The sequence below is a fragment of the Pseudonocardia alaniniphila genome (assembly GCF_022524485.1).
Taxonomy (GTDB): Bacteria; Actinomycetota; Actinomycetes; order Mycobacteriales; family Pseudonocardiaceae; genus Pseudonocardia; species Pseudonocardia alaniniphila.
In genome coordinates, this window is the sequence record NZ_JAKXMK010000043.1 from 26,592 (window position 1) to 45,874 (window position 19,283).

Annotated in this window: 21 protein-coding genes; 9 read left to right on the forward strand and 12 right to left on the reverse strand. The window is 67.9% G+C overall.

The genetic code is table 11. The annotated features are described in order from the left end of the window. Nucleotides 1-273 precede the first annotated feature (273 nt). Genes MMF94_RS37505 through MMF94_RS37525 form a run of 5 tightly spaced genes read left to right on the forward strand, consistent with a single transcriptional unit; the run spans nt 274 to nt 5,291 of the window. Complete coding sequence (locus MMF94_RS37505; protein ID WP_241042229.1) at nt 274-1,890, forward strand: ABC transporter substrate-binding protein; 1,617 nt, start codon at nt 274-276, stop codon at nt 1,888-1,890. Continuing rightward, a complete protein-coding gene (locus tag MMF94_RS37510; protein ID WP_241042230.1) occupies nt 1,878-2,972 on the forward strand; it encodes an ABC transporter permease in 1,095 nt (364 codons plus the stop codon). The genes MMF94_RS37505 and MMF94_RS37510 overlap by 13 nt, the downstream gene beginning before the upstream one ends. Next, nucleotides 2,969-3,826 carry an ABC transporter permease gene (locus MMF94_RS37515; protein ID WP_241042231.1) on the forward strand — a complete coding sequence of 286 codons (858 nt, stop codon included), beginning with the start codon at nt 2,969-2,971 and terminating at the stop codon, nt 3,824-3,826. The genes MMF94_RS37510 and MMF94_RS37515 overlap by 4 nt, the downstream gene beginning before the upstream one ends. Beyond that, on the forward strand, nt 3,823-4,626 hold the full coding sequence (locus tag MMF94_RS37520) for an ATP-binding cassette domain-containing protein (protein ID WP_241042232.1): 804 nt from the start codon (nt 3,823-3,825) through the stop codon (nt 4,624-4,626). Before MMF94_RS37515 ends, MMF94_RS37520 begins: the two co-directional genes overlap by 4 nt. After that, nucleotides 4,626-5,291: an ABC transporter ATP-binding protein gene (locus MMF94_RS37525; protein ID WP_241042233.1), complete on the forward strand. Its 666-nt coding sequence runs from the start codon at nt 4,626-4,628 to the stop codon at nt 5,289-5,291. Before MMF94_RS37520 ends, MMF94_RS37525 begins: the two co-directional genes overlap by 1 nt. 55 nt (nt 5,292-5,346) lie before the next feature. Here the strand turns inward: MMF94_RS37525 and MMF94_RS37530 are convergent, their stop codons facing one another. The 6 genes from MMF94_RS37530 to MMF94_RS37555 form a co-directional block, all read right to left on the reverse strand. Beyond that, nucleotides 5,347-6,066 (reverse strand): FadR/GntR family transcriptional regulator, encoded by a 720-nt coding sequence (locus tag MMF94_RS37530; protein WP_241042234.1) that lies wholly within the window; start codon nt 6,064-6,066, stop codon nt 5,347-5,349. A gap of 501 nt (nt 6,067-6,567) precedes the next feature. Further along, a complete protein-coding gene (locus MMF94_RS37535; protein ID WP_241042235.1) occupies nt 6,568-7,872 on the reverse strand; it encodes a PepSY-associated TM helix domain-containing protein in 1,305 nt (434 codons plus the stop codon). Nucleotides 7,873-8,067: 195 nt separating this feature from the next. Next, the gene (locus MMF94_RS37540; protein WP_241042236.1) at nt 8,068-8,838 is read right to left on the reverse strand and encodes a DUF5134 domain-containing protein; all 771 of its coding nucleotides are present in this window, start codon (nt 8,836-8,838) and stop codon (nt 8,068-8,070) included. 147 nt (nt 8,839-8,985) lie between these two features. After that, entirely contained in the window at nt 8,986-9,405 is a 420-nt protein-coding gene (locus MMF94_RS37545) for a hypothetical protein (protein ID WP_241042237.1), read from the reverse strand. Between the two features lie 217 nt (nt 9,406-9,622). Then, nucleotides 9,623-10,393 (reverse strand): YcnI family copper-binding membrane protein, encoded by a 771-nt coding sequence (locus MMF94_RS37550; RefSeq protein ID WP_379660511.1) that lies wholly within the window; start codon nt 10,391-10,393, stop codon nt 9,623-9,625. A gap of 55 nt (nt 10,394-10,448) precedes the next feature. Next, entirely contained in the window at nt 10,449-11,003 is a 555-nt protein-coding gene (locus MMF94_RS37555; protein ID WP_241042239.1) for a hypothetical protein, read from the reverse strand. Between the two features lie 243 nt (nt 11,004-11,246). Between MMF94_RS37555 and MMF94_RS37560 the strand changes: the two genes are divergently transcribed. After that, entirely contained in the window at nt 11,247-11,450 is a 204-nt protein-coding gene (locus tag MMF94_RS37560) for a hypothetical protein (protein WP_241042240.1), read from the forward strand. A gap of 180 nt (nt 11,451-11,630) precedes the next feature. Next, a complete protein-coding gene (locus MMF94_RS37565) occupies nt 11,631-12,332 on the forward strand; it encodes a response regulator transcription factor (protein ID WP_241042241.1) in 702 nt (233 codons plus the stop codon). Here the strand turns inward: MMF94_RS37565 and MMF94_RS37570 are convergent. After that, a complete protein-coding gene (locus tag MMF94_RS37570) occupies nt 12,313-12,639 on the reverse strand; it encodes an ATP-binding protein (protein ID WP_241042242.1) in 327 nt (108 codons plus the stop codon). The genes MMF94_RS37565 and MMF94_RS37570 overlap by 20 nt on opposite strands. Before the next feature lie 515 nt (nt 12,640-13,154). Here MMF94_RS37570 and MMF94_RS37575 point away from each other — a divergent pair. Further along, nucleotides 13,155-15,728: a Pls/PosA family non-ribosomal peptide synthetase gene (locus MMF94_RS37575; RefSeq protein WP_241042243.1), complete on the forward strand. Its 2,574-nt coding sequence runs from the start codon at nt 13,155-13,157 to the stop codon at nt 15,726-15,728. A gap of 39 nt (nt 15,729-15,767) precedes the next feature. On the opposite strand, the gene MMF94_RS37580 is transcribed toward MMF94_RS37575, so the two are convergent. After that, nucleotides 15,768-16,148: a hypothetical protein gene (locus MMF94_RS37580; RefSeq protein ID WP_241042244.1), complete on the reverse strand. Its 381-nt coding sequence runs from the start codon at nt 16,146-16,148 to the stop codon at nt 15,768-15,770. 190 nt (nt 16,149-16,338) lie between these two features. Between MMF94_RS37580 and MMF94_RS37585 the strand changes: the two genes are divergently transcribed. Next, a complete protein-coding gene (locus MMF94_RS37585) occupies nt 16,339-16,728 on the forward strand; it encodes a hypothetical protein (RefSeq protein ID WP_241042245.1) in 390 nt (129 codons plus the stop codon). 9 nt (nt 16,729-16,737) lie between these two features. Here MMF94_RS37585 and MMF94_RS37590 read toward each other — a convergent pair whose 3' ends face one another. The 4 genes from MMF94_RS37590 to MMF94_RS37605 all read right to left on the reverse strand — a co-directional run bounded on the left by MMF94_RS37590 (nt 16,738) and on the right by MMF94_RS37605 (nt 19,269). Further along, nucleotides 16,738-17,409: a vitamin K epoxide reductase family protein gene (locus tag MMF94_RS37590; RefSeq protein ID WP_241042246.1), complete on the reverse strand. Its 672-nt coding sequence runs from the start codon at nt 17,407-17,409 to the stop codon at nt 16,738-16,740. Nucleotides 17,410-17,421: 12 nt separating this feature from the next. Next, a complete protein-coding gene (locus MMF94_RS37595; RefSeq protein ID WP_241042247.1) occupies nt 17,422-18,090 on the reverse strand; it encodes a DsbA family protein in 669 nt (222 codons plus the stop codon). Between the two features lie 34 nt (nt 18,091-18,124). After that, nucleotides 18,125-18,541, reverse strand: a complete 417-nt coding sequence (locus MMF94_RS37600; RefSeq protein WP_338104414.1) for a TlpA family protein disulfide reductase — start codon at nt 18,539-18,541, stop codon at nt 18,125-18,127. A gap of 344 nt (nt 18,542-18,885) precedes the next feature. Continuing rightward, nucleotides 18,886-19,269, reverse strand: coding sequence for a hypothetical protein (locus MMF94_RS37605; protein WP_241042248.1), 384 nt, complete (start codon nt 19,267-19,269; stop codon nt 18,886-18,888). Nucleotides 19,270-19,283 lie beyond the last annotated feature (14 nt).

Here is a 19,283-nt window from a genome sequence, read left to right on the forward strand (position 1 = left end):
ATGGCCGACCCCTGCCGGTTCCGTGCAGCCGATCACTACACGCCTCGCCAGCACAAGGTAGTTGCCAAGAACTTGCAACAGCCGCTTTGGGCTGAGAGCATCAGGGCCTGCTCCGGTGATCGTTCTGGCAGCTCGACATCGGAGCGTCTGCGGGGCTCGTCGTGCAGCGGCGAGTCCCGCTCGCTCTGTGAGCGGCTCGGTGGGCTAACCCGATCCGCGGGCCGTCCTGCCGATGCTCTCCGTTGCGTGGTGATGTCGTCTGGGGGGAGTTGCATGCCGGCTGTCGGGCTGTTGCGGGCGACGCGCGCGATGCTCGCGCTCATGGTGGTGGTGCTGGTGTCCTCGGCGTGCGCGGGCGGAGGGAGCCCGTCCGGTGGTGGACCCGCTCCGACCGAGCTGAGGTTGGCGATCGGGGGCGAGTCCGAAGAGGGTTACGACCCCACGCTCGGCTGGGGCCGCTACGGCTCGCCGTTGTTCCAGTCGACGCTGCTGACACGCGATGCGGACCTGAACATCGTCAACGATCTCGCCACCGGATACACGGTGAGCCCGGACGGTCTCGTGTGGACGGTCGACGTTCGTGGCGACGCGAGGTTCACCGACGGTTCGCCGGTCACCGCTCAGGACGTCGCGTACAGCTTCACCGCTGCCAGCAGGAGCGGTGGCCTCACCGACGTCACGGTGCTGCGGGAGGCCGTTGCGATCGACGGCGACACGGTGGAGCTGCGGCTGATCCGGCCGCAGAGCACGTTCGTCAACCGGCTGGTCTCGCTCGGGATCGTGCCGCAGCACGCGCACGGTCCCGACTACGCCCGCAACCCGGTGGGCTCCGGCCCGTTCCGGTTCGTCCAGTGGGACCAGGGCCAGCAGCTGATCGTCGAGCGCAACGACGATTACTACGGCACGAAGCCCGCGTTCGAACGGATCGTCTTCGTGTTCACGGGCGAGGACGCCACGATGGCGAGCGCGAGTGCGGGTCAGGTGGACATGGCGGCGGTGCCGTCGTCGCTGGCCACCGCCACGGTGGCGGGGATGCGGCTCGTGCCGGTGACGTCGGTGGACAACCGGGGGATCATGTTCCCCACCGTCCCCGACACCGGGCGGACCACCGCCGATGGCCAGCCGATCGGCAACAACGTCACCGCCGATCTCGCAATCCGGCGGGCCGTCAACTACGCGATCGACCGGCAGGCCCTTGTCGACGGCGTGCTGGAGGGCTACGGATCGCCGGCGACCGGTCCGGTGGACGGGCTGCCGTGGTACGAGCCGAGATCAGCGATCACCGGCTACGACCCGGCGCGGGCGAGCGCGATCCTGGACACAGCGGGTTGGGCCGACACGGACGGCGACGGCATCCGTGAGAGAGGAGGGGTGCGGGCCGCGTTCAGCCTGCTGTACCCGGCGGAGGACACCCTGCGCCAGGGGCTCGCGCTGTCGGCTGCCGACATGCTCCGCCCGGTCGGTATCGAGGTTGTCACCAACGGTGTCAGCTGGGATGTGATCGACTCGCGGCTGCATGCCGACGCGGTGCTGTTCGGCTGGGGGAGCCACGACCCGACCGAGATGTACAACCTGTACTCCTCGAAGCAGGCCGGAATCGAGTACTGGAATCCCGGCTTCTACGCGAACGCGAGCGTCGACGCCAACCTCGACGCGGCTCTGGGCGCCACCGATCCGCAGGCCGCCATGGCGTTCTGGAAGGCCGCGCAACTCGATGCGAACGGTCAAGGCTTCGGGCCGGCGGGCGACGCGGCGTGGGCGTGGCTGGTCAACCTCCAGCACACCTACTACGTCGACGAGTGCCTGGACATCGGCAAGCCTCAGATCGAGCCGCACGGGCACGGATGGCCGATCACGGCCGGGATCACAGGCTGGCGTTGGACCTGCTGAACACCGGCCCGTCCGCGAGGTGGGTGGCGGCGGGCCGGTTCGTCCTCTCGCGCCTCGGGCGGCTGGCACTGCTGCTGGTCGCGGTTGCCACGGCCTCGTTCGTCCTGATGGTCAACTCCCCGGTCGACCCGGTCAACGCCTACGTCGGCGCCGACGTGGCAGCGATCGGGCCGGAGCAGCGGGCGCAGATCGCCGAGCGCTGGGGCCTCGACGACCCACCGCTGGAGCGGTTCGGCGCCTGGCTCGGGCAGATCGTGCAGGGCGATCTGGGCTGGTCGTCGACCTTCAACCAGCCGGTCGCCGACGTGATCGGCGAGAAGTTCCTGACCAGCCTCGCGTTGATGGCGGTGGCCTGGTTGTTGTCCGGGGTGATCGGGTTCGGGCTCGGGGTGATCGCCGGGGTCCGCCGTGGCCGGTTGGCCGACCGCGTGATCTGCTGGTGGGCCTACACCCTGGCCTCGGCGCCGACGTTCTGGGTGGGGCTGCTCCTGCTCTACGTGTTCTCGGTGTCGCTGCAGTGGACGCCGCTGTGCTGCGCGGTGCCGGTCGGAACACTGGCCGGCGAGGTGAGCCTGCTGGACCGGCTGCACCACCTGATCCTCCCGGCCGTGACGCTGTCCATCGTCGGGATCGCCCCGGTGGTTCTGCACACCCGGCACGCGGTGATCGAAGCCATGGCCGGCGATTACGTCGCTTTCGCGCGGGCGCAGGGCGAGTCGACGTTGGGGCTCGTCGTGCACCGGGTGCTGCGCAACGCGGCCGCACCCGCTCTGCTGCTCCAGTTCGCCTCCCTCGGCGAGCTGTTCGGTGGCTCCGTGCTCGCCGAACAGGTCTTCTCCTACCCGGGGCTCGGAGCGGCCACCACGGCGGCCGCGCTGGGACAGGACGTCCCACTGCTGCTCGGGATCGCCCTGTTCACCACGGTGTTCGTCTTCGCCGGCAACACTGCAGGCGACCTCGTGCACGCTCGCCTCGATCCACGGGTGGGACGGAACCCCGCAACGGCAGGCACCCACCGGGCGAGGCGCACCGACACGAGCCTGCCCGTCGACCGACCGGCCCTCGGCGAGGGAACTCGATGACCGCGCACACCATGATCGCCGACCGGACCGGGCTGCTCGCAGACCGTCGCCGCCGGACCCTGGCCTACATCGGGCTGTCGCTGATGCTCGTCCTCGGTGTCGTGGTGGCCGGCACCCTGGCGACCGATGCCGCACAGACCACCAGCCTCACCGACCGCAACCTGAGCCCCTCGTGGGAGCACGTCTTCGGCACCGACCGGCTCGGGCGCGACATGCTTGCGCGGGTGCTCTCCGGGCTGCGGCTGAGCCTCGTGGTCGGCACGACCGCGGCGGTCATCTCTGCCCTGATCGCCGTGGTGCTGGCCTGCGCGGCAGCTGTCGGGGGGAGGCTCGTCGACCGTGCCGTGACCTGGCTCGTCGACCTGTTCCTGGCCCTGCCGCACCTCGTGCTGCTGATCCTGCTGGCCTTCGCGCTCGGTGGCGGCACGCAGGCGGTCATCATCGCCGTCGCGGTGACGCACTGGCCCACCCTCACGCGGGTGCTGCGTGGGAAGGCCGCCGAGGTGGTCTCGTCGGACTACGTGGCGGTCGCCCGCAGCCTCGGCAAGGGCCGAGGTTGGATCGCGCGCAGGCATCTGGTGCCGCACCTGGCCGGCCACTTCCTCGTCGGGACGGTGCTGCTGTTCCCGCACGCCATCCTGCACGAGGCGGCCCTGTCGTTCCTCGGTCTCGGAGTGGACCCGGCCGAACCGTCGATCGGGGTGCTCCTCGCCGAGTCGATGCGCTACCTGACGGCGGGCGCCTGGTGGCTCGCCGTGCTGCCCGGCTTGTGCCTGCTTGTCGTGGTCAAGCTGGTCGACACGATCGGCGAGAACTGCCGGGTGCTCCTCGACCCGAGGAGCCACCACCTGTGACCGCACCGCTGCTTCGCATCGACGACCTCCGGGTCTCCTTCGTCCAGTACGAGCGGGGCCTGCACCGCCGGGTCGTCACAGCGCTGGCCGGGATGGACCTGACGGCCGACGCGGGGGAGGTGGTGGCGCTGGTCGGAGCGAGCGGGGCGGGCAAGAGCCTGCTGGCCCATGCTGTGCTCGGCCTGCTCCCGCCGAACGTCCAGGAATCCGGCACGGTCGTGTTCGACGGGGCAGTCGCGGACCAGGACGTTCGTCGGCGGCTCGCCGGGCGCGAGATCATGCTGCTTCCGCAGTCGGTGACCTTCCTTGACCCCGTCGCCCCGATCGGACGCCAGGTGCGGCGCTCGGCCCGGCTGGCAGGCCTCGCTGATCCGCGGCGGGCGGCCGCAGAAGCCCTCGAGCGGCGCGGACTGGGTCCAGAGGTGCTGCGCCGCTACCCGCACGAGCTCTCCGGCGGCATGATCCGCCGGGTCCTGGTCGCGATGGCCACGATGAGCCGTCCCCGTCTGATCTTCGCCGACGAGCCGACCCCCGGCCTGCAGCCGGTGGCCGCGCGAGCGATCCTCGCCGAGTTCCGGGAGCTGGCCGACTCCGGCGCTGCCGTTGTCCTGATCACCCACGAGTTGCGCGGTGCGCTGGAGATCGCCGACCGGATCGTGATCTGTCACGACGGCCGGACGATCGAGGTGGCCGACCCACAGTCGTTCAGCGGCGACGGATCCCGGCTTGCCCATCCCCACAGTCGCGCGCTCTGGCAGGCGCTGCCGGACAACGGGTTCCGAGTGGCCACGGAGGCCTGATGCTGCACGCCGACGACCTGTGGTTCCGCTACGACACCAGGCTGCCCTGGATCGTGCGCGGGGTGTCCCTTCGCATCGAGGACGGCGAGGTCGTCGGCCTACGCGGCCCGAGCGGCACGGGCAAGAGCACCCTCGGTCGCCTGTTGGCCGGATTCGCACAGCCCGACCGTGGGAGCGTCACCGTCGACGGCGCGCCCGCTCGCCCCGACAACCAGGCGCGGCGCGCGCATCCCGTGCAGCTCGTGCTGCAACACCCGGAGCGGGCCGTCAATCCGCGGTGGACGGTCCGCGAGATCCTCGCTGAGACCGGTGCGTCGCGGACGGACATCGACGGGCTCGACCAGGCCCTCGTCGCGCCGCAGTGGCTCGACCGGTTCCCCCATGAGATCAGCGGGGGCGAGCTGCAGCGGGTGAACCTCGCACGCGCTCTGCTGGCCCGGCCGCGGTTCATCATCGCCGACGAGATCAGCGCCAGCCTGGACGCGGTCACCCAGGCTCGAATCTGGCACCTGCTGCTCGCCGAAACACGTTCGGCCGGGATCGGAGTGCTTGCCATATCCCACGATCCACCACTGCTCGACGTGGTGGCCGACCGCACCCTCGAATGGGCCGATCTCTCCACGATCGGGACTCCGGAGCTGACAAGTCTGGAGCCGCCCCGTTGACCGTCGCCTGATCAGAGCAGGTCGTGATGGCCGGTGCGATCAGGGCGAATCCGACCTACACGCCGCCGTGGGCGAGGAGGCGGTTCATGATGGTCGCTGCGCCGCGCACGTTCTTCTCGGCGACGGCACTCACGAAGCTTCGAAACTCTCCGGTCTCCGGGGGGCCGCCCGCCTGTTTCGACATCATGAGCAGGGGGCTGTAGAACGAGAGGGCCAACAGCTCGATCGCCGCATTGTGGCTCGCTCTTGCGACGCGAATGTGGAACTCGGCCGAGAGCGATCCCAGGTCGCCGTTGGTCGAGTGGACTGCCTCGGAGCGATCGCAGATCGCGAACAGGTCCTGGATGTCGTTCTGATCTGCGCGGTCGCACACGACCGGCAGGATCCCCAACTCGAATGCCTGCCGCGCCTCCACCACGTCGGCGGCCTCGTTCACCGAGAGGGCCAGCACGTCAGCGATGCTCTCGATGACCCGGACCCCGGTCGGGGCGGTGATGTACGCACCACCATGAATGCCGACCCGGATTGTGACCAGCCCGTGCGTCTCCAGCGTGCGCAGGGCCTCCCGCACGGTGACCCGACTGACACCGAACCGGTCGCCGAGCTCGCGCTCCGACGGTAGGCGATCTCCCGCGACCAGCAGTCCCGCGCGCATCAGAGCTCGAACCTGATCAACGATCATCATCGGCGCCCGCCGTGCCGTGGTGCGGTCGAACGTGTCGGCGGTCGCAGCCGGGGTGACCAGCAGCTGGTGGTCGTCCTCGTGAGATTCCATGGCCCGTTCCCGAGGTCGAGTCGCTGGGAAGGCTGTCCGCCCTGCGGACGAGGGCGGCCCGACGAGCGGGTAGCGCTTCCGGTCTCGGCCCTATCGGGCGGCATCAGCTCTCGGCCACCTTATTGCAAGTTATCTGCAACTGCCAAGTACGCGCATGAGCTGGCGAGCTGGCGGCCTGCTCCGCGCGCCAGATCGAGTCCGCGGGGGGTCCCGTCCGCGACGCGGGCATGGTCGAGAACGACGACGCGGCCGGGCGCTCGCTCGTACCGCGACGACGGGCAATCAGCCTGGTTCAGAAGTGCGCTCGACCGATTGGGTCGTTCCGAGACCACGCAGCGGCGGCGGCAGCGACTGCAACGTCACGCAGTCGCTGCCGCCATCACCTCCGGCAACGGTCGTACGTCGGTCACAGGGCTTGCTCGTCGGAGGGCTCAGCAGGAAGGGCGCCTGACCCGTGAGAAAGGCCGGGGTTGTCGGATCAGCGTTCTTTCATGAGGCTGGTCACACGCCGTGTCCCGCGGGTCGGGATCTGTAGTGCATCCACATGGCGTCGGCGAGCAGGAACGCGAGCAGGGACACGCCGAGGACCGGGAGGAAGACTCCGGCGGCCACGGCGACGAGCCCGACCACGAGCACGGCGCCGGTGCCCGGTCGCTGGTTGCCGGCCGGGCCGGGCATCGCGGCGCTGCGGGTGGGGCGGCGCAGCCACCACATCCGGTAGCCCCAGACGACGAGGCAGATGATGCCGAGGGCGAGGACGGCGAGGATGATCTGGTTGGCGACGCCGAACAGCAGGCCCATGTGTGTGTCGATGCCCCAGCGGGCGAGCTTCGCCGCGAGTGGCCAGTCCGCGAAGCGCAGCTCGTCGACGATCGCGCCGGTCGTGGGGTCGACGGAGACGGCGTCCTGCTTCTCCGGCCACGACCGCTGTACCTGCTTGACGACCCAGGCCTCGCCGTCGCCGGGAGTGATGGCGACCGGGTCGGACAACCCGGCCGCTCGGGCCGCGGTCAGCACGCGGTCGGCCGTGCCGGCCATCTGCGCCGGATCGGTGCCCGACGAACCGTGGCCGGCGGTGCCCCCGGACAGGGTCTGGCTGACCGAGGGAGTCGACCAGTTCAGGGCCTCCCGCAGATCGGAGACGTTGGTGCCGGCGAACTGCGACCAGGTCAGGCCGGTCGCGGACAGGAACAGCATGCCGATGGCCGCCCACAGCCCGACGGACCCGTGCCAGGAGCGCAAGCGGGTGAGGCCTCGCGCTGATCCCTGCGGCAGCAGCGTGCGGCGGACCCGGAGGCGGTTGCGGTGGCGGACGCACCAGAGGGTGAGGCCGCTCAGCGCGAGTACGCCGAGCCAGCTCGCGGCCAGCTCGCTGTAGACGCGGCCGACGTCGCCCAGCATCAGTGTGCGGTGCAGCTCGTCGAACCACGCCCGGACCGGGAGCCATTCCCCGAAGGTGTCCAGCACGCCGCGGACCTCGCCGGTGTAGGGGTCGACGAAAGCGGTGCGCGTGTATCCGTCACGGACTCCGGGCGCATCGAAGGAGACCCGCGTGGTGCCGTCGGGAGTGCTCTGCGGCCGGATCTCGGTGATCGTGCCGGCCGGCACCGCGGCGGCCGCCGCGGCGACCTGCCGTTGCAGGTCCACCCGCTGATCCCGGATCGGGACGGTGAGCTCCTGGTGGTGTACGAGCTGTTCGAGCTGAGGCGTGACGGTGTACGCCAACCCCGTCACTGCGGCCACCAGCAGGAACGGCCCGACGAACAGCCCGACATAGAAATGCAGCCGCAACACCAGCGGCCGCAAGCCGGACCACCACCATGCGCTGCGTCCGCGGGCTTGTGGGGCTGTCGACATCGGCGGTTGTGGCGCGGAACCGCCGGGTGTCGGGTGATCGAGGATCTCGGACATCGCCGGCCTTCTGGTCGGGGGTGGGGGACATGGACGCACCGGCCGCGACGGAGCGGCCCATCGATCCGGTCGAGAACGGGGGGAGGCTGCTCAGCGCATGGCGAGCAGCGCTGCGGCCATGCCGAGGCTCATCAGCAGGTGGCAAGCGGCGTCGAGCCGGGGTCCGGTCAGTTGCGCGACACCGGATGATGCGGTTCGGGTGATGACGGCTGTCGCTGCGCCGGAGGCCGGCACGGACGACCGGACGTCGGACGGGGAGACCTGCGCAGCAGCCGGCCGGAACAGCCGAGACGACCACATCGCCATCGCGGCGACCAGAAGTACGACGAACGCGTAGGTGACCACACGAGCCCAGGTCGGCGGCCCGCCCACGGCACTCATATCCATCCCGTCAGGACCGTTCGCGCTGTGCATTCCCGGCATGTCGTCCATGCCCGCCATCGAGGCGTGGTCAGCGTGCGCGCCGCCTCCCGACGACATGTCCATGCGCATGCCGGATCCGCTCATCAGAACGGGCATGGCGGCGACCATCCACACCATCGCGGCCGACATGACGAGGTGGTAGGCCGTCGCGATGCGGCCGTGTCCGGGTTCGGGCCTGGCGATACGGCCCAGGAACCACAGCCCGAGCAGGCCGAAGACCACGATCTGCAGGATTCCGCTCGCGGTGTCCGGGCCGCCGCTGTATGCCCACGTCATGGCGATCATCGCCAAGCTCATCAACAGGTGCGTCAGCTCCGCGACACGGTCACCGTCGGTCGCCGCGCCGGAGACCAGCCCGGCGAACCGAACCAGTGAGTACAGGCCCGTCACGGCGAACACGAGCGTGAACGCGATCATCAGCGTGTGGGACGCGAACACATCACCCTCCTCTACTGTCGGTAGAAGAGGTCGTCATCTGTCGGTCGCTGGTTCCACACCGACGGTCACATCTCACTTCGGGCCGCGCATGAAGGGCCGCCGGCCGCGGCGGACCGCGGCGATCTCGCGATCGGCCGGCACTGCCGGCTAGTGCCGGTGGCCGGGTTCGTCCACGGTGAGCACGCGCCATGGGGCGGGGAATATTCGCCATTTCCCGTTGACGTGCACCAGGCCGTCGAGAATCACGCCGCTGGTTTGGCCGGGTGCGACGAAGACGATCTCATAGATCGTCAGTCCGGGTTTCAAATGCGGCGCGATCGCTCGGTAACCGCCCGGGAACTGGGGCGCGGCGCCGGTCCCGGCCGCGAGTTGTTCGCTCGTCGCCATCTCGATCCTGAACTCGGTCTGGCCCGGCGCGGGGGACACGATCCACGACGGCTTCGCCCAGAATCCGTCGTAGTGGATCCGTGCGGCGGCGAGCACCTCCTCGTCGAAGACGGCGGCGTAGTCTTCGTACGCCGGTTCGAGAGCCAGGGTGAGCGCCAACGGGTTCGCGTCAGGCTTCAAGAATTCTTCGGCGATCAGGCGAACCCCCTCGGGAGGCCCCGGATAGCTCGCCAGTTCCGGACCTCGGCATCCAGTCGCGAGAAGACTCAGGAGGGCCGCCGCGAGTGCCCAGGGGCGTCGAAATCGGGGTCTGGCTCGATCATGTTTCATCGTGCCTCCGGATCTGCTCCAACGCCGCGGCGGCCGAGCGCGCGGCCGGAGTTCGATCGCGCCGGGTTCAGTTTCTTTTCGCTGCGCGGCGGGCGTGCAGGAGGGCGCCGACACCGACGCCGAGACCGAGCGCTCCGAGAAGCAGGCCGGCGCCGCCGAGCCAACGAGCGGTGGAGTCGGTCTCGCCGGCACGTGGACCGTTCCCGCTCCCAGGAGCCGCGCTCTGATCGCGCCCAGTCGGAGTGGCGGCGGTCAGCATGATTCTCGGGGCGGGCCGCTCGGGCTCGGAGCCGTCGGGATTCGGCGGCTGGTTCCAGTCGACGACCTCACCGTTGTCGTACGTCTGACTGGTCGGCAGGATCACCTCGCTGACGCCGGTCGGGAATTCGATCAGGACCGGGAATTCGAGGTACTGCCCGGGCGCGATGCGGTTACCGGGGGCCGCGGTCCAGGTGACCGAGCCGATGGCTTCTGTGAGCGTCTCACCGTCGACCTGCACCGGCGGATTGAGCGGGACCGTCCTCGTGGTCGCGTTCCAGCCCGGAATGGGCGTGGTGGACACCGAGGTGATCGGATGATCGGTGGGCATGGTGACCGACAGGGCGATGGTGTCTGCGACATCGGACTCATCGGGCACACGAAAAGCGATGACGGTCTCGCTGCCCTGCGTCGCAGTGTCGGGCTGCGGTGTGACGTGGGCAAAGGCCGGGGTGGCGCCGACGAAGGCAACTGCTCCGGCGACGGTGACGACAGCAGCGACACGCGGGATGGCGCGACGTGCGGTTCGGCTCGCAGAACACTCGGACGGGGGAAATTCCGCTGTGGAGGGTCTGGCCATGGATGACTCCGGAGAACGGGCGCGCTATCGGACTGAGGGGCAGGGTGCGAAGCGCTCAATGCTGGAGCGCTGAGGACCCCACCGGAGGCCCACGGCGAATATGCGCGACTGAGAGAGCTCGCGCCAGATGCGCGGGGACCGCGGGCTCGGGCACGACCACTCTCGGCAGCGGGCACTGCACGGCTGGAAGGACGAGCCGTCGTGGCACTACCCGGCGCAGTACGGCACCTACCGCGAGCATCGCGGCATCGGCGTGACGCACCGCCACGGCGGTGGCGACGGTGACCGCGGCATGCATCCCGAGCATCCGCCAGCTCGACATCGCCATCGGATCCGCAACAGCGTGGGTCGGGTGCATCAGCACCATCAGGTAGTGCAGGACGACCTGGCCCGCGGCGAGTCGTACAACGGTGCCCGCCACGCCGGCGACGTGCCGAGCGATGGCCACGAACACCCCTGTGAGCAGCGGGAACAAGAGAATCAGCAGCGCAAGCGACGGAATCGTGCCGCCGCCTGCGAGGTGTCCGGCCGCGGTGAGCAATGAGGTCGTTCCGGCCAGCACGACGCCACGCAGGATCCCCTGGCTGCCTCCGGCCTCGTCGCTGCTCATACGGGCAGAACGTAGCCTCGGCAACCGCAAGTCGCTGGGTGTTCATGGTGGGGCGCGAGCAGGTGAAGGTCCGGCAGACCCGTACCCGTGCACAACCGGCCATGCGCCGTCCGTGGGTTCGCGCTGCGGCCCGGGTCCTCCGAGGTCCTGGTGTCGCAGGCGGGCACGGCCAGGGAAGAGCGACGGTGCGAAGCGGCGGCCGCAGAGCCCGTGCCTGTGCCCGCACGAGCGCGTGGGGCCGACATGCACCGGGACGCGCTCCGTCCGGGCGTCGATGCTCGTCAGCAGGCCGTCGACGCCCTCGCCACGTGCAGGGCGAACGCGCTGTCCGTGCCCGAGGACCAGCTCACCCAGGAACGCCCCGGAGCCGACATCGTCGCCCACGGTAGCCCGCCTCGCGGGTGCATCCCGGTGGTCGCCGCGCGGGCCGCATCGCTGAACGCCTGACGATCCGGTTCTGGCACCGGATCAGGGGCTTCGGTGCTGCCTGACATGAGTCGGTATGTTGCTCGCCAGGAAGGTCATGGATCACCCGATATTAAGTGTCTCCCAATGCGCCTGTGAACACGCTGAAGATCAGTGGTTCCGATACAGCGAAATAACAGTGTTGCTTGCGACAATATCGCCATGACCGGCCACCTGCTCCTCATTGAGGACGACCTGACAATCGGAGAAGTTCTGACCTCGAGTCTCCGTGTCCGCGGTCATGAGGTGGTGTGGGAGCGGTTCGGAGAGAAGGGGCTCGCCCAGGCGTCGGTGACGCCTTTCGACCTCGTGCTGCTGGACCTCGGCCTGCCGGACATCGACGGAATCGAGGTCTGCCGACAGCTGCGCCACGCTCAGCCTGCCTGCGTGATAGTCATGCTGACGGCCCGATCGGCTGAGATGGATGTCGTGGTCGGACTCGATGCGGGGGCCGATGACTACTTGTTCAAGCCGGTCCGGCTCAGCGAACTCCTTGCTCGTGTTCGTGCGCATCTGCGCCGCAACGAGGGGCCGGGTCGGTCTGTGCGACCGGTGGGTGACCTGGTCGTCGACCTCTCCCGTCGTCGTGCGACGGTCGCCGGGCGGGAGCTGCAGCTGCGTCCCAAGGAGTTCGACCTGCTCGCCCGCCTGGCCGCGGAGCCCGCGGCGGCGCTGAGCCGGAAGACGCTGATGACGGATGTCTGGGACGAGCACTGGTTCGGCCCGACCAAAACGCTCGACGTTCATATTGCTGCGCTGCGCCGGAAGATGGGGAGAGCCGCATCTGCGGCAGTCCGTGTTCCGAAGATCGTCACCGTTCGCGGCCACGGATACATGCTGGAGATCAGCCCTTGTGAAGGGTGACCGCCCGCGCCTGGTCCTGGCTGCTGATCGTCCTCGACGGCCCGAGCTCGACCGTGATCATCCAGAATTCCTGCGGCCGGAAGCAGGAGGGTGAATGTGGGCGGGTCCGGCCGGCGAGCAACAGCCGGCCACCTTCGGCCTGGGCAAGGCGGCGGGCCGATGGGAGACCGATTCCATTTCCGCTGCGCCGTTCCGCCCTGCGCGCGAACAACACATCCGTGGGCTCGCGGATGCCCGAGCCCACGTCCGACACGTCGATCGCCACAGCGTCAGGGGCATCGCGCACCGTGACGTCAACGGTGCCCACGCCGTGAGTCAGCGCGTTGTCGATGAGGACTGCGAGTACTTGCCGGATCGCAGCCGTAGAGCCCAGGGGCTCCTCCCCGGAGCCCCTCGAGCTGACGCGGAGGTCGCGGTTCTGCAGCGCGAGACGGCCGACTGCACCCGTGGGAGTCCGAGGGGCGCCCCATCCGCTGCGAACGCGGCCGGACACTACGACAGGGACGACCGTCATGTCGCCCGCGGACGCCCGGGCGGGTTACGCCGGCTGGGCCTCGTTACATGCAATCGGGGGACAGATCCCACGGCCTGGTAAGTAAACGTATATTTGTGATCGTTTTACCAGACACTTAACTGTTGAACGCTACTCGAACCTACGGTGGGTAGAGCAAGCCTCTGTGCCACCTGCAGCAGCCTGCCCTGGTCAGCCCGATGGGGCTGGGCCTCGTCAAATGTGGCGCTTCCGGGGCGGGGTGGGAGAGGGCGCTTGTCGGATCCGTAACGCGGGGGCATTTCTCGATCTCTTCCAGAGGAGCTCATGCGGTGGAGAACCTTATCAAGGGATTTCCGGTCGACCTCGCCGAGTCGTCGCCCATTCACAATGGGCGGATCGTTTCGAGAATCGATATCGGCGAGGCCTTCGCGGAGAAGTTGGCCGGTATCCTGGATGTCGATGAAGTGGCAGTGGACGCCGACTTCTTCGGCGATCTCGGTGCCGACTCCATGGTGATGGCACGGTTCTGTGCGTGGGCGAGGAAGCGGCCGGACCTCCCGAACGTCTCGATGAAGGAGATTTATCGCCATCCGACGGTACGTGATCTGACGAAAGCGCTCGCCCCACCCGTTTCTCCTCTCGAAGAAGACCTGGAAAGGAACGTGGCGCTGAGGGCGGAGGCGGCACCCGCACGCAGGGCGGAGTACATCCTGTGCGGAGCGTTGCAGTTGCTCGTCTTCCTCGGATACTCCTACCTCGTCGGTGTCGTCGGCGATCTGAGTTATACCTGGATCTCGGCTGCAGCCGGTGTGGGCGAGATCTACTTGCGGTCGGTCCTGTTCGGGGGTGCGGCCTTTGTCGGGATGTGCACGCTTCCGATCGCGGCGAAATGGATCCTGATCGGGCGGTGGAAGCCCCGAGAGATCCGCGTATGGAGCCTGGCTTACGTCCGATTCTGGATCGTCAAGACCTTGATCCGATCGAACCCGCTCCTCGTGGCCATCGGCGGCCGATCGCGATCGAGCACGGCGTCGCCACTGCTCAACCTCTATCTGAGGGCGTTGGGCGCGAAGATCGGCCGTGGTGTCGCGATCTTCTCCCGCAACATCCCTGTCTGCACCGACCTGCTCACGATCGGGGCGGGTACGGTCGTCCGCAAGGACTCGTTCATCTCCTGCTATCGCGCTCACAACGGCATGATTCAGACCGGCGTGGTCACGCTGGGAAAGAACGTGTTCGTCGGTGAGATGACGGTGGTCGACATCGATGTGTCGATGGGCGACGGCACTCAGCTCGGCCACTCCTCGTCGCTGCATGCCGGGCAAGCCGTGCCGGCCGGTGAGCGTTGGCACGGGTCCCCTGCGCAACCGGCCGAGGTCGATTACTGCACGGTCACCCGCGCTGACGGTGGCAGCCTGAGAAGCGCTCTGTACGGGTTCGCGCAACTGCTGATCGCGTTTGCTGTGTACGTGCCGCTGGCCGTTGGTGGCGTGATCCTGCTGCTCGTCGAGGTTCCGCAGCTCAACGGGCTCCTGAACCCGGCGTCGGCAGTGTTCTCGGCGTGGACGTACTACGTCGACATCCTGATCGCCGGCACGGTGCTCTTCTTCGGATTCGTGATCTTGGGCCTACTCGTCGTCGGCTCCGTGCCACGCCTGCTGAATCTCGCGATCAAGCCCGATCGGGATTACCCGCTCTACGGTTTCCATTACGGGATCCACAAGGCGATTGCGCGAATGACCAATGTCAGGTTTTTCACCTGGCTCTTCGGGGACAGCAACCTCGTCGTCCATTATCTGCGATGGATCGGTTACGACCTTCCGGCGGTGGTGCAGACCGGGTCGAACTTCGGCATGGAGGTACGGCACGAGAGCCCATACCTGGCCACTGTCGGCAGCGGCACGGTGGTCGCCGATGGTCTCTCGATCATCAATGCGGAGTTTTCCAACACGTCCTTCCGTCTCTCCCGGGCGACGGTCGGGTCCAACAGCTTTCTGGGGAACAACATCCCCTACCCCGCGCAGAGCACTGTGGGCGACAACTGCCTTCTGGCCACCAAGGTGATGGTGCCCGTTGCCGGCGAGATTCGGAAGAACACCGGGCTCCTGGGATCGCCCAGCTTCGCGATCCCGCGCTCCGTCCAGCGGGACGGCATGTACGACGACATGGTTGCAGATGGAGGACTGCATCGTCGACTCGCCGCGAAGAGAAGGCACAACGTCGTCACCATGGCGCTATATCTGTTGGTCCGCTGGATATACGCTCTCGGGCTCACTCTCCTGCTTGCCGGGATCCTGGAATTCTATGACAGGAGGAACGAGGCTGCAATCGGGCTGGTCGGCGCCATCACGCTTCTGTTCACCATCGCCTACTGGATACTGGTCGAGCGTATTGTCGCGCGCTTCCGCAACCTGCAGCCGCGGTTCTGCTCTATCTACGACCCTGCTTTCTGGCGCCATGAACGATTCTGGAAGGTGCCCGCGGTGGCCTACCTCCAGGTGCTCAACGGAACCCCGTTCAAGAGCCTGGTGTGGCGCCTGCTCGGCGTCCGGATCGGTCGAGGGGTCTTCGACGACGGTGCCACGATAACCGAGCGCACCCTCGTCGCCATCGGCGATCATTGCACGCTCAATGCGTCCAGCAAGATCCAATGCCACTCGCAGGAGGACGGCACCTTCAAGTCCGACCACATCGTGATCGGCACCGGGTGCACGCTCGGGGTCGGCGCCTTCGTCCACTACGGCACGTCGATCGGCGACGGTGCGGTGCTCGCGACCGACTCGTTCCTCATGAAGGGCGAGGAAATGCCGCGGAACGCAGTGTGGAGCGGAAACCCGGCTCAGGAAATCCGAGCCGCCCAGAGCGGATCGGCACCGGGGCCGGGAGCGCTTGCCCGAGCCTGATCCGGCAAGGATCGTCGCGCCTCACATCGAGAATGAGACTCAGAGACGTTCCGTGGGCGCCGGGGAGCGGCGTGCGGCGATGAAGGACCGCACTCCCATGACGATGTAGATCACCAGCAGAACGAACATGATCGTACTGACGACAATCGCTGACGGGCGCTGGGCGGTGCCGGCGAATACATCGCCGAGCTTGACCACGTTCATGAGCGATCCACCCGCACCGAGCACGGCGACGACCAGTGCGGCGTGGATGCTGTGGCGGCGCAGCGCCGGCCTGCGCGCGAGGGCGGCGCAGACCAGTAGGAGCAGGCCGACGAACGTGGGGATGAGCGCGGTGATGCTGGCAGCCCCGGTCGCGACGTACGCGACGATCCCCAACGCGGTGAGAATCCCGCCGATGGCGAAGGTGAGCCTCGTCATGCGCCACGCTCCTACGTGTTTCGTCCTGAATGTTCGATTCTACGCGCGGTGATAGCGACGCTTCGGGCAGGCCGCGCAGCGCGGCGGGGCGACTACGGTGGACGGCTGTCGTCGACGGCCTCGAACACCGTGGCGTTCACTCTCGGCCGCTCACGTTCCGCTCGAAGATCCGAAGGGCAAGATGTCCGCCATGTCCGATCACGCTCCCCTGCCCAGCGGTGGCCGCAAAGTCGTAGCCGCTGTCTGGGCCGCAACCGGTGCGGTGCACCTTGTGCTGGCGTTGGAGGCCGCAGCCGGTCCTGTTGCGAATGCCGTCTCGTGGGTGCTTGCGGCTGCTGCCGTGGCCGGCGTCGTCGCTCTGCTCCTCCGTCCTCGCCGCGAGATCATGCTGGCCGCTGCGATCGTCGGGGCGATAGGAGTGGCGAGCTTCTTGGTGCCGTTGATCGGCCCGCTGGTGGGCTTCGGCGGCGCGCACGGCAACCCGGTGGGCCTCTGGTCGTTCGCCGGGTTCGTGCTCGACGCGCTGACCGTTCGGCTCGCAGCGTTCACGTTGCGCCGTGCTGCCCGGACCGGAGGGTGACGGCGGGCGTCACGAGACCAGCCCCACCCAGTACGGCCAGAATCGGACGGCGATCAATGCGACGATCACGAGGAACCAGAGGCTGAGGATCGCGCTGTGGTAACGCGCGATGTGCGCTGCTGCTTGTTGCCATCTCGCGCGGATCGGTAGGTGACCTGCAGTCAGGTTGTGCAAGGTGACGTACCAGAACATCGTGATCGTCACGACCCACACGATCATGCAGTACGGACACAGGGCGCCGATGCTGTAGAGGCTCTGGCCGATCAGCCAATGCACGAAGAAGAGGCCGGCGGCAGCGCCCAACTGCAGTCCCAGCCACACCGATCGTGGAACGGCGCCGCCGACGACCGTGACAACACCGATGGTGGTCACGATGGGAAACGCGACCACGCCGATCAATGGGTTGGGGAACCCGAGAACCTCGGCCTGTGGCGATGTCATGACCGAACCGCATGACAGCAGCGGGCTGATGCTGCAGCTGGGTACGAAGTCGGGGTCCTTCAGGAGCGAGATACGGTCGAGGATGAGCGCGAATGCGGCGACGGTGCCGAGCGCGCCGCCCGCCGTCAGGATCCACGCGGTTGCGCGTGACAGGAATGTGACGAGGCCGGTGTCTGCGACGTTTCTGTGACGCTGAGCCGTAGTGCTCGCTTCGCGGGTGTCCGCATCGGTGGAAGTCACGTCGACTCACCCCTACCGGTTGAGAGCAAGGTCGATCGCTGCACGCAAGTCGTCTCCGGACCGCACCCTGAGCTGCACGCCGTTCAGGTAGAAGGTCGGCGTGCCCTGGACTCCGGCGGCCTCCCCGTCGCGCTTGTCGGCGAGCACCCGTTCGAGAGTGTTCGGATCGGCGACCGCACGGTCGTACGCAGCCATGTCCAACCCCATGTCGGCAGCGAAGCCGCGGAAGACGTCGACCTTGGATTCCCGCTGTTCACCCCACTGGGCCTGGGTCTCGAACATCCGCTGGTACATCTCCTCGAACCGACCTTGCCGGGCCGCAGCTTCCACCGCTACCGCCGCATTCTCGGCGTTCGCGTGGCTGGGGATGGGGAAGTACCGGGTGACGAACGTGACTCGGCCTGCGTACTCGTCGCGGAGCTGTTCGACCAGCGGGAACGCGGCTCTACAGGCTTCACACTCGAAGTCGAGGAACTCCACGAGTGTCACTCTTCCGTCGGCCGCCGTGGAGAGCCGGTGGCTGTTCTCCCGAACCAGGACCTCGGACGAGACGGGGGAGCCTGCGGATGCCTCTGCGCTCTCCGGTGCCGGTGTGCTGGGCCGGCTCACGAGAAGAACGAGAGCGAGTACGGCCGCTGCAACGGCCGCGACAGTGACGGTGACTTTGAGGTTCTTGGTCATGGTTGGCCTCTCTGGAGGAAGCGGACGACGCCGCTCACGCGGGTTCTGAGGCGACTCGTTGCACGACCGAGAGCAGTTCGGATGCGCGAACCGTCGTCAGGAAGACGGCGGCGACCCGATGCGACCGGTCGAGGACGAGCGTCGACGGAATGGTGTTGCGCGGGAAGCCGCGAAAAGCCGCCAGCGTGCGTCCCGGTTGATCGAACAGCGAGGGGTAGGTCAGGTTCCAATTACGCATGAAGTCGGCCGCTGCCTGCTGATCGTCGCGGACGGCGACGCCGAGAACGGTCACGCCCGATGGCCGGGCGATGTCGTGCACCTCTTGCAGTGCGGGCGCCTCCTCCCGGCACGGACCGCACCAGGAGCCCCAGATGTTGACGACGACGACCTGCCCCGCGAAGTCGGACAGTGAAATGCGCTCGCCCGGCTCGGTCACGCTCTTCGCGGACATTTCGCCTGCACGGCCCCGGCTCGCCGGGGGATCGTAGAAGATCGTCGTCTGGCCTCCGGGAGCGACGAACTCGAACGAGTCGCCGACGGCGACGGCGTCGGTTCCTGTTCCGCAGCCGATCAGCAAGAGAGCAGCCGCAACGCAGAGGCCGCCGCGGTGGACCAGGGAGCGTCGACGTCGAATCACATGGGTGCCGGTCACAGGCTTGCCTTCGGTCGGCGGAAACGGCTGTGGAGGGTCCGGAGCGGGTTCATGAGGCATCCCGCGAAAAGCGGGCCATGCGCATGGCTCAGGCAGATGATCGGGAGCCGGGGCTGCCGGTCGTCCGGATGCCTCTGGTCTGATCAGACACGTGTGATGCAGAGGGCCATGAGCCGGTGCCGACCTCGAAGCGACTTTCGCGGTGCCCACTCCCGGGGCCCGGCGGCGGCCAGGAATCGCGCCACTGCAGCGGCCGTGATCGTGACGAGAGCGGCGAGCAACGCCACCTGGGTGCCGGGATCGTCGCGTCTCGTGTCGCGACCGGCGACAGCGGCAGAGCTGAACTCGCAGACGACGTCGTGCCCGGTGTCGCTCTGGCACGAGATCGCGGCGGCCGGGACCGAAGGAGAGGCGAGGACGGCCTGGCACGTAAAGGCCTGAGTCAGGATCACCAGCGCGATGACGGCAAGCAGGCTCCAACGCTTCGCCACGGGACTGGCGGTGCTGGAGATCCGGCTGCGGGTCACGATGGTCGGAGCGT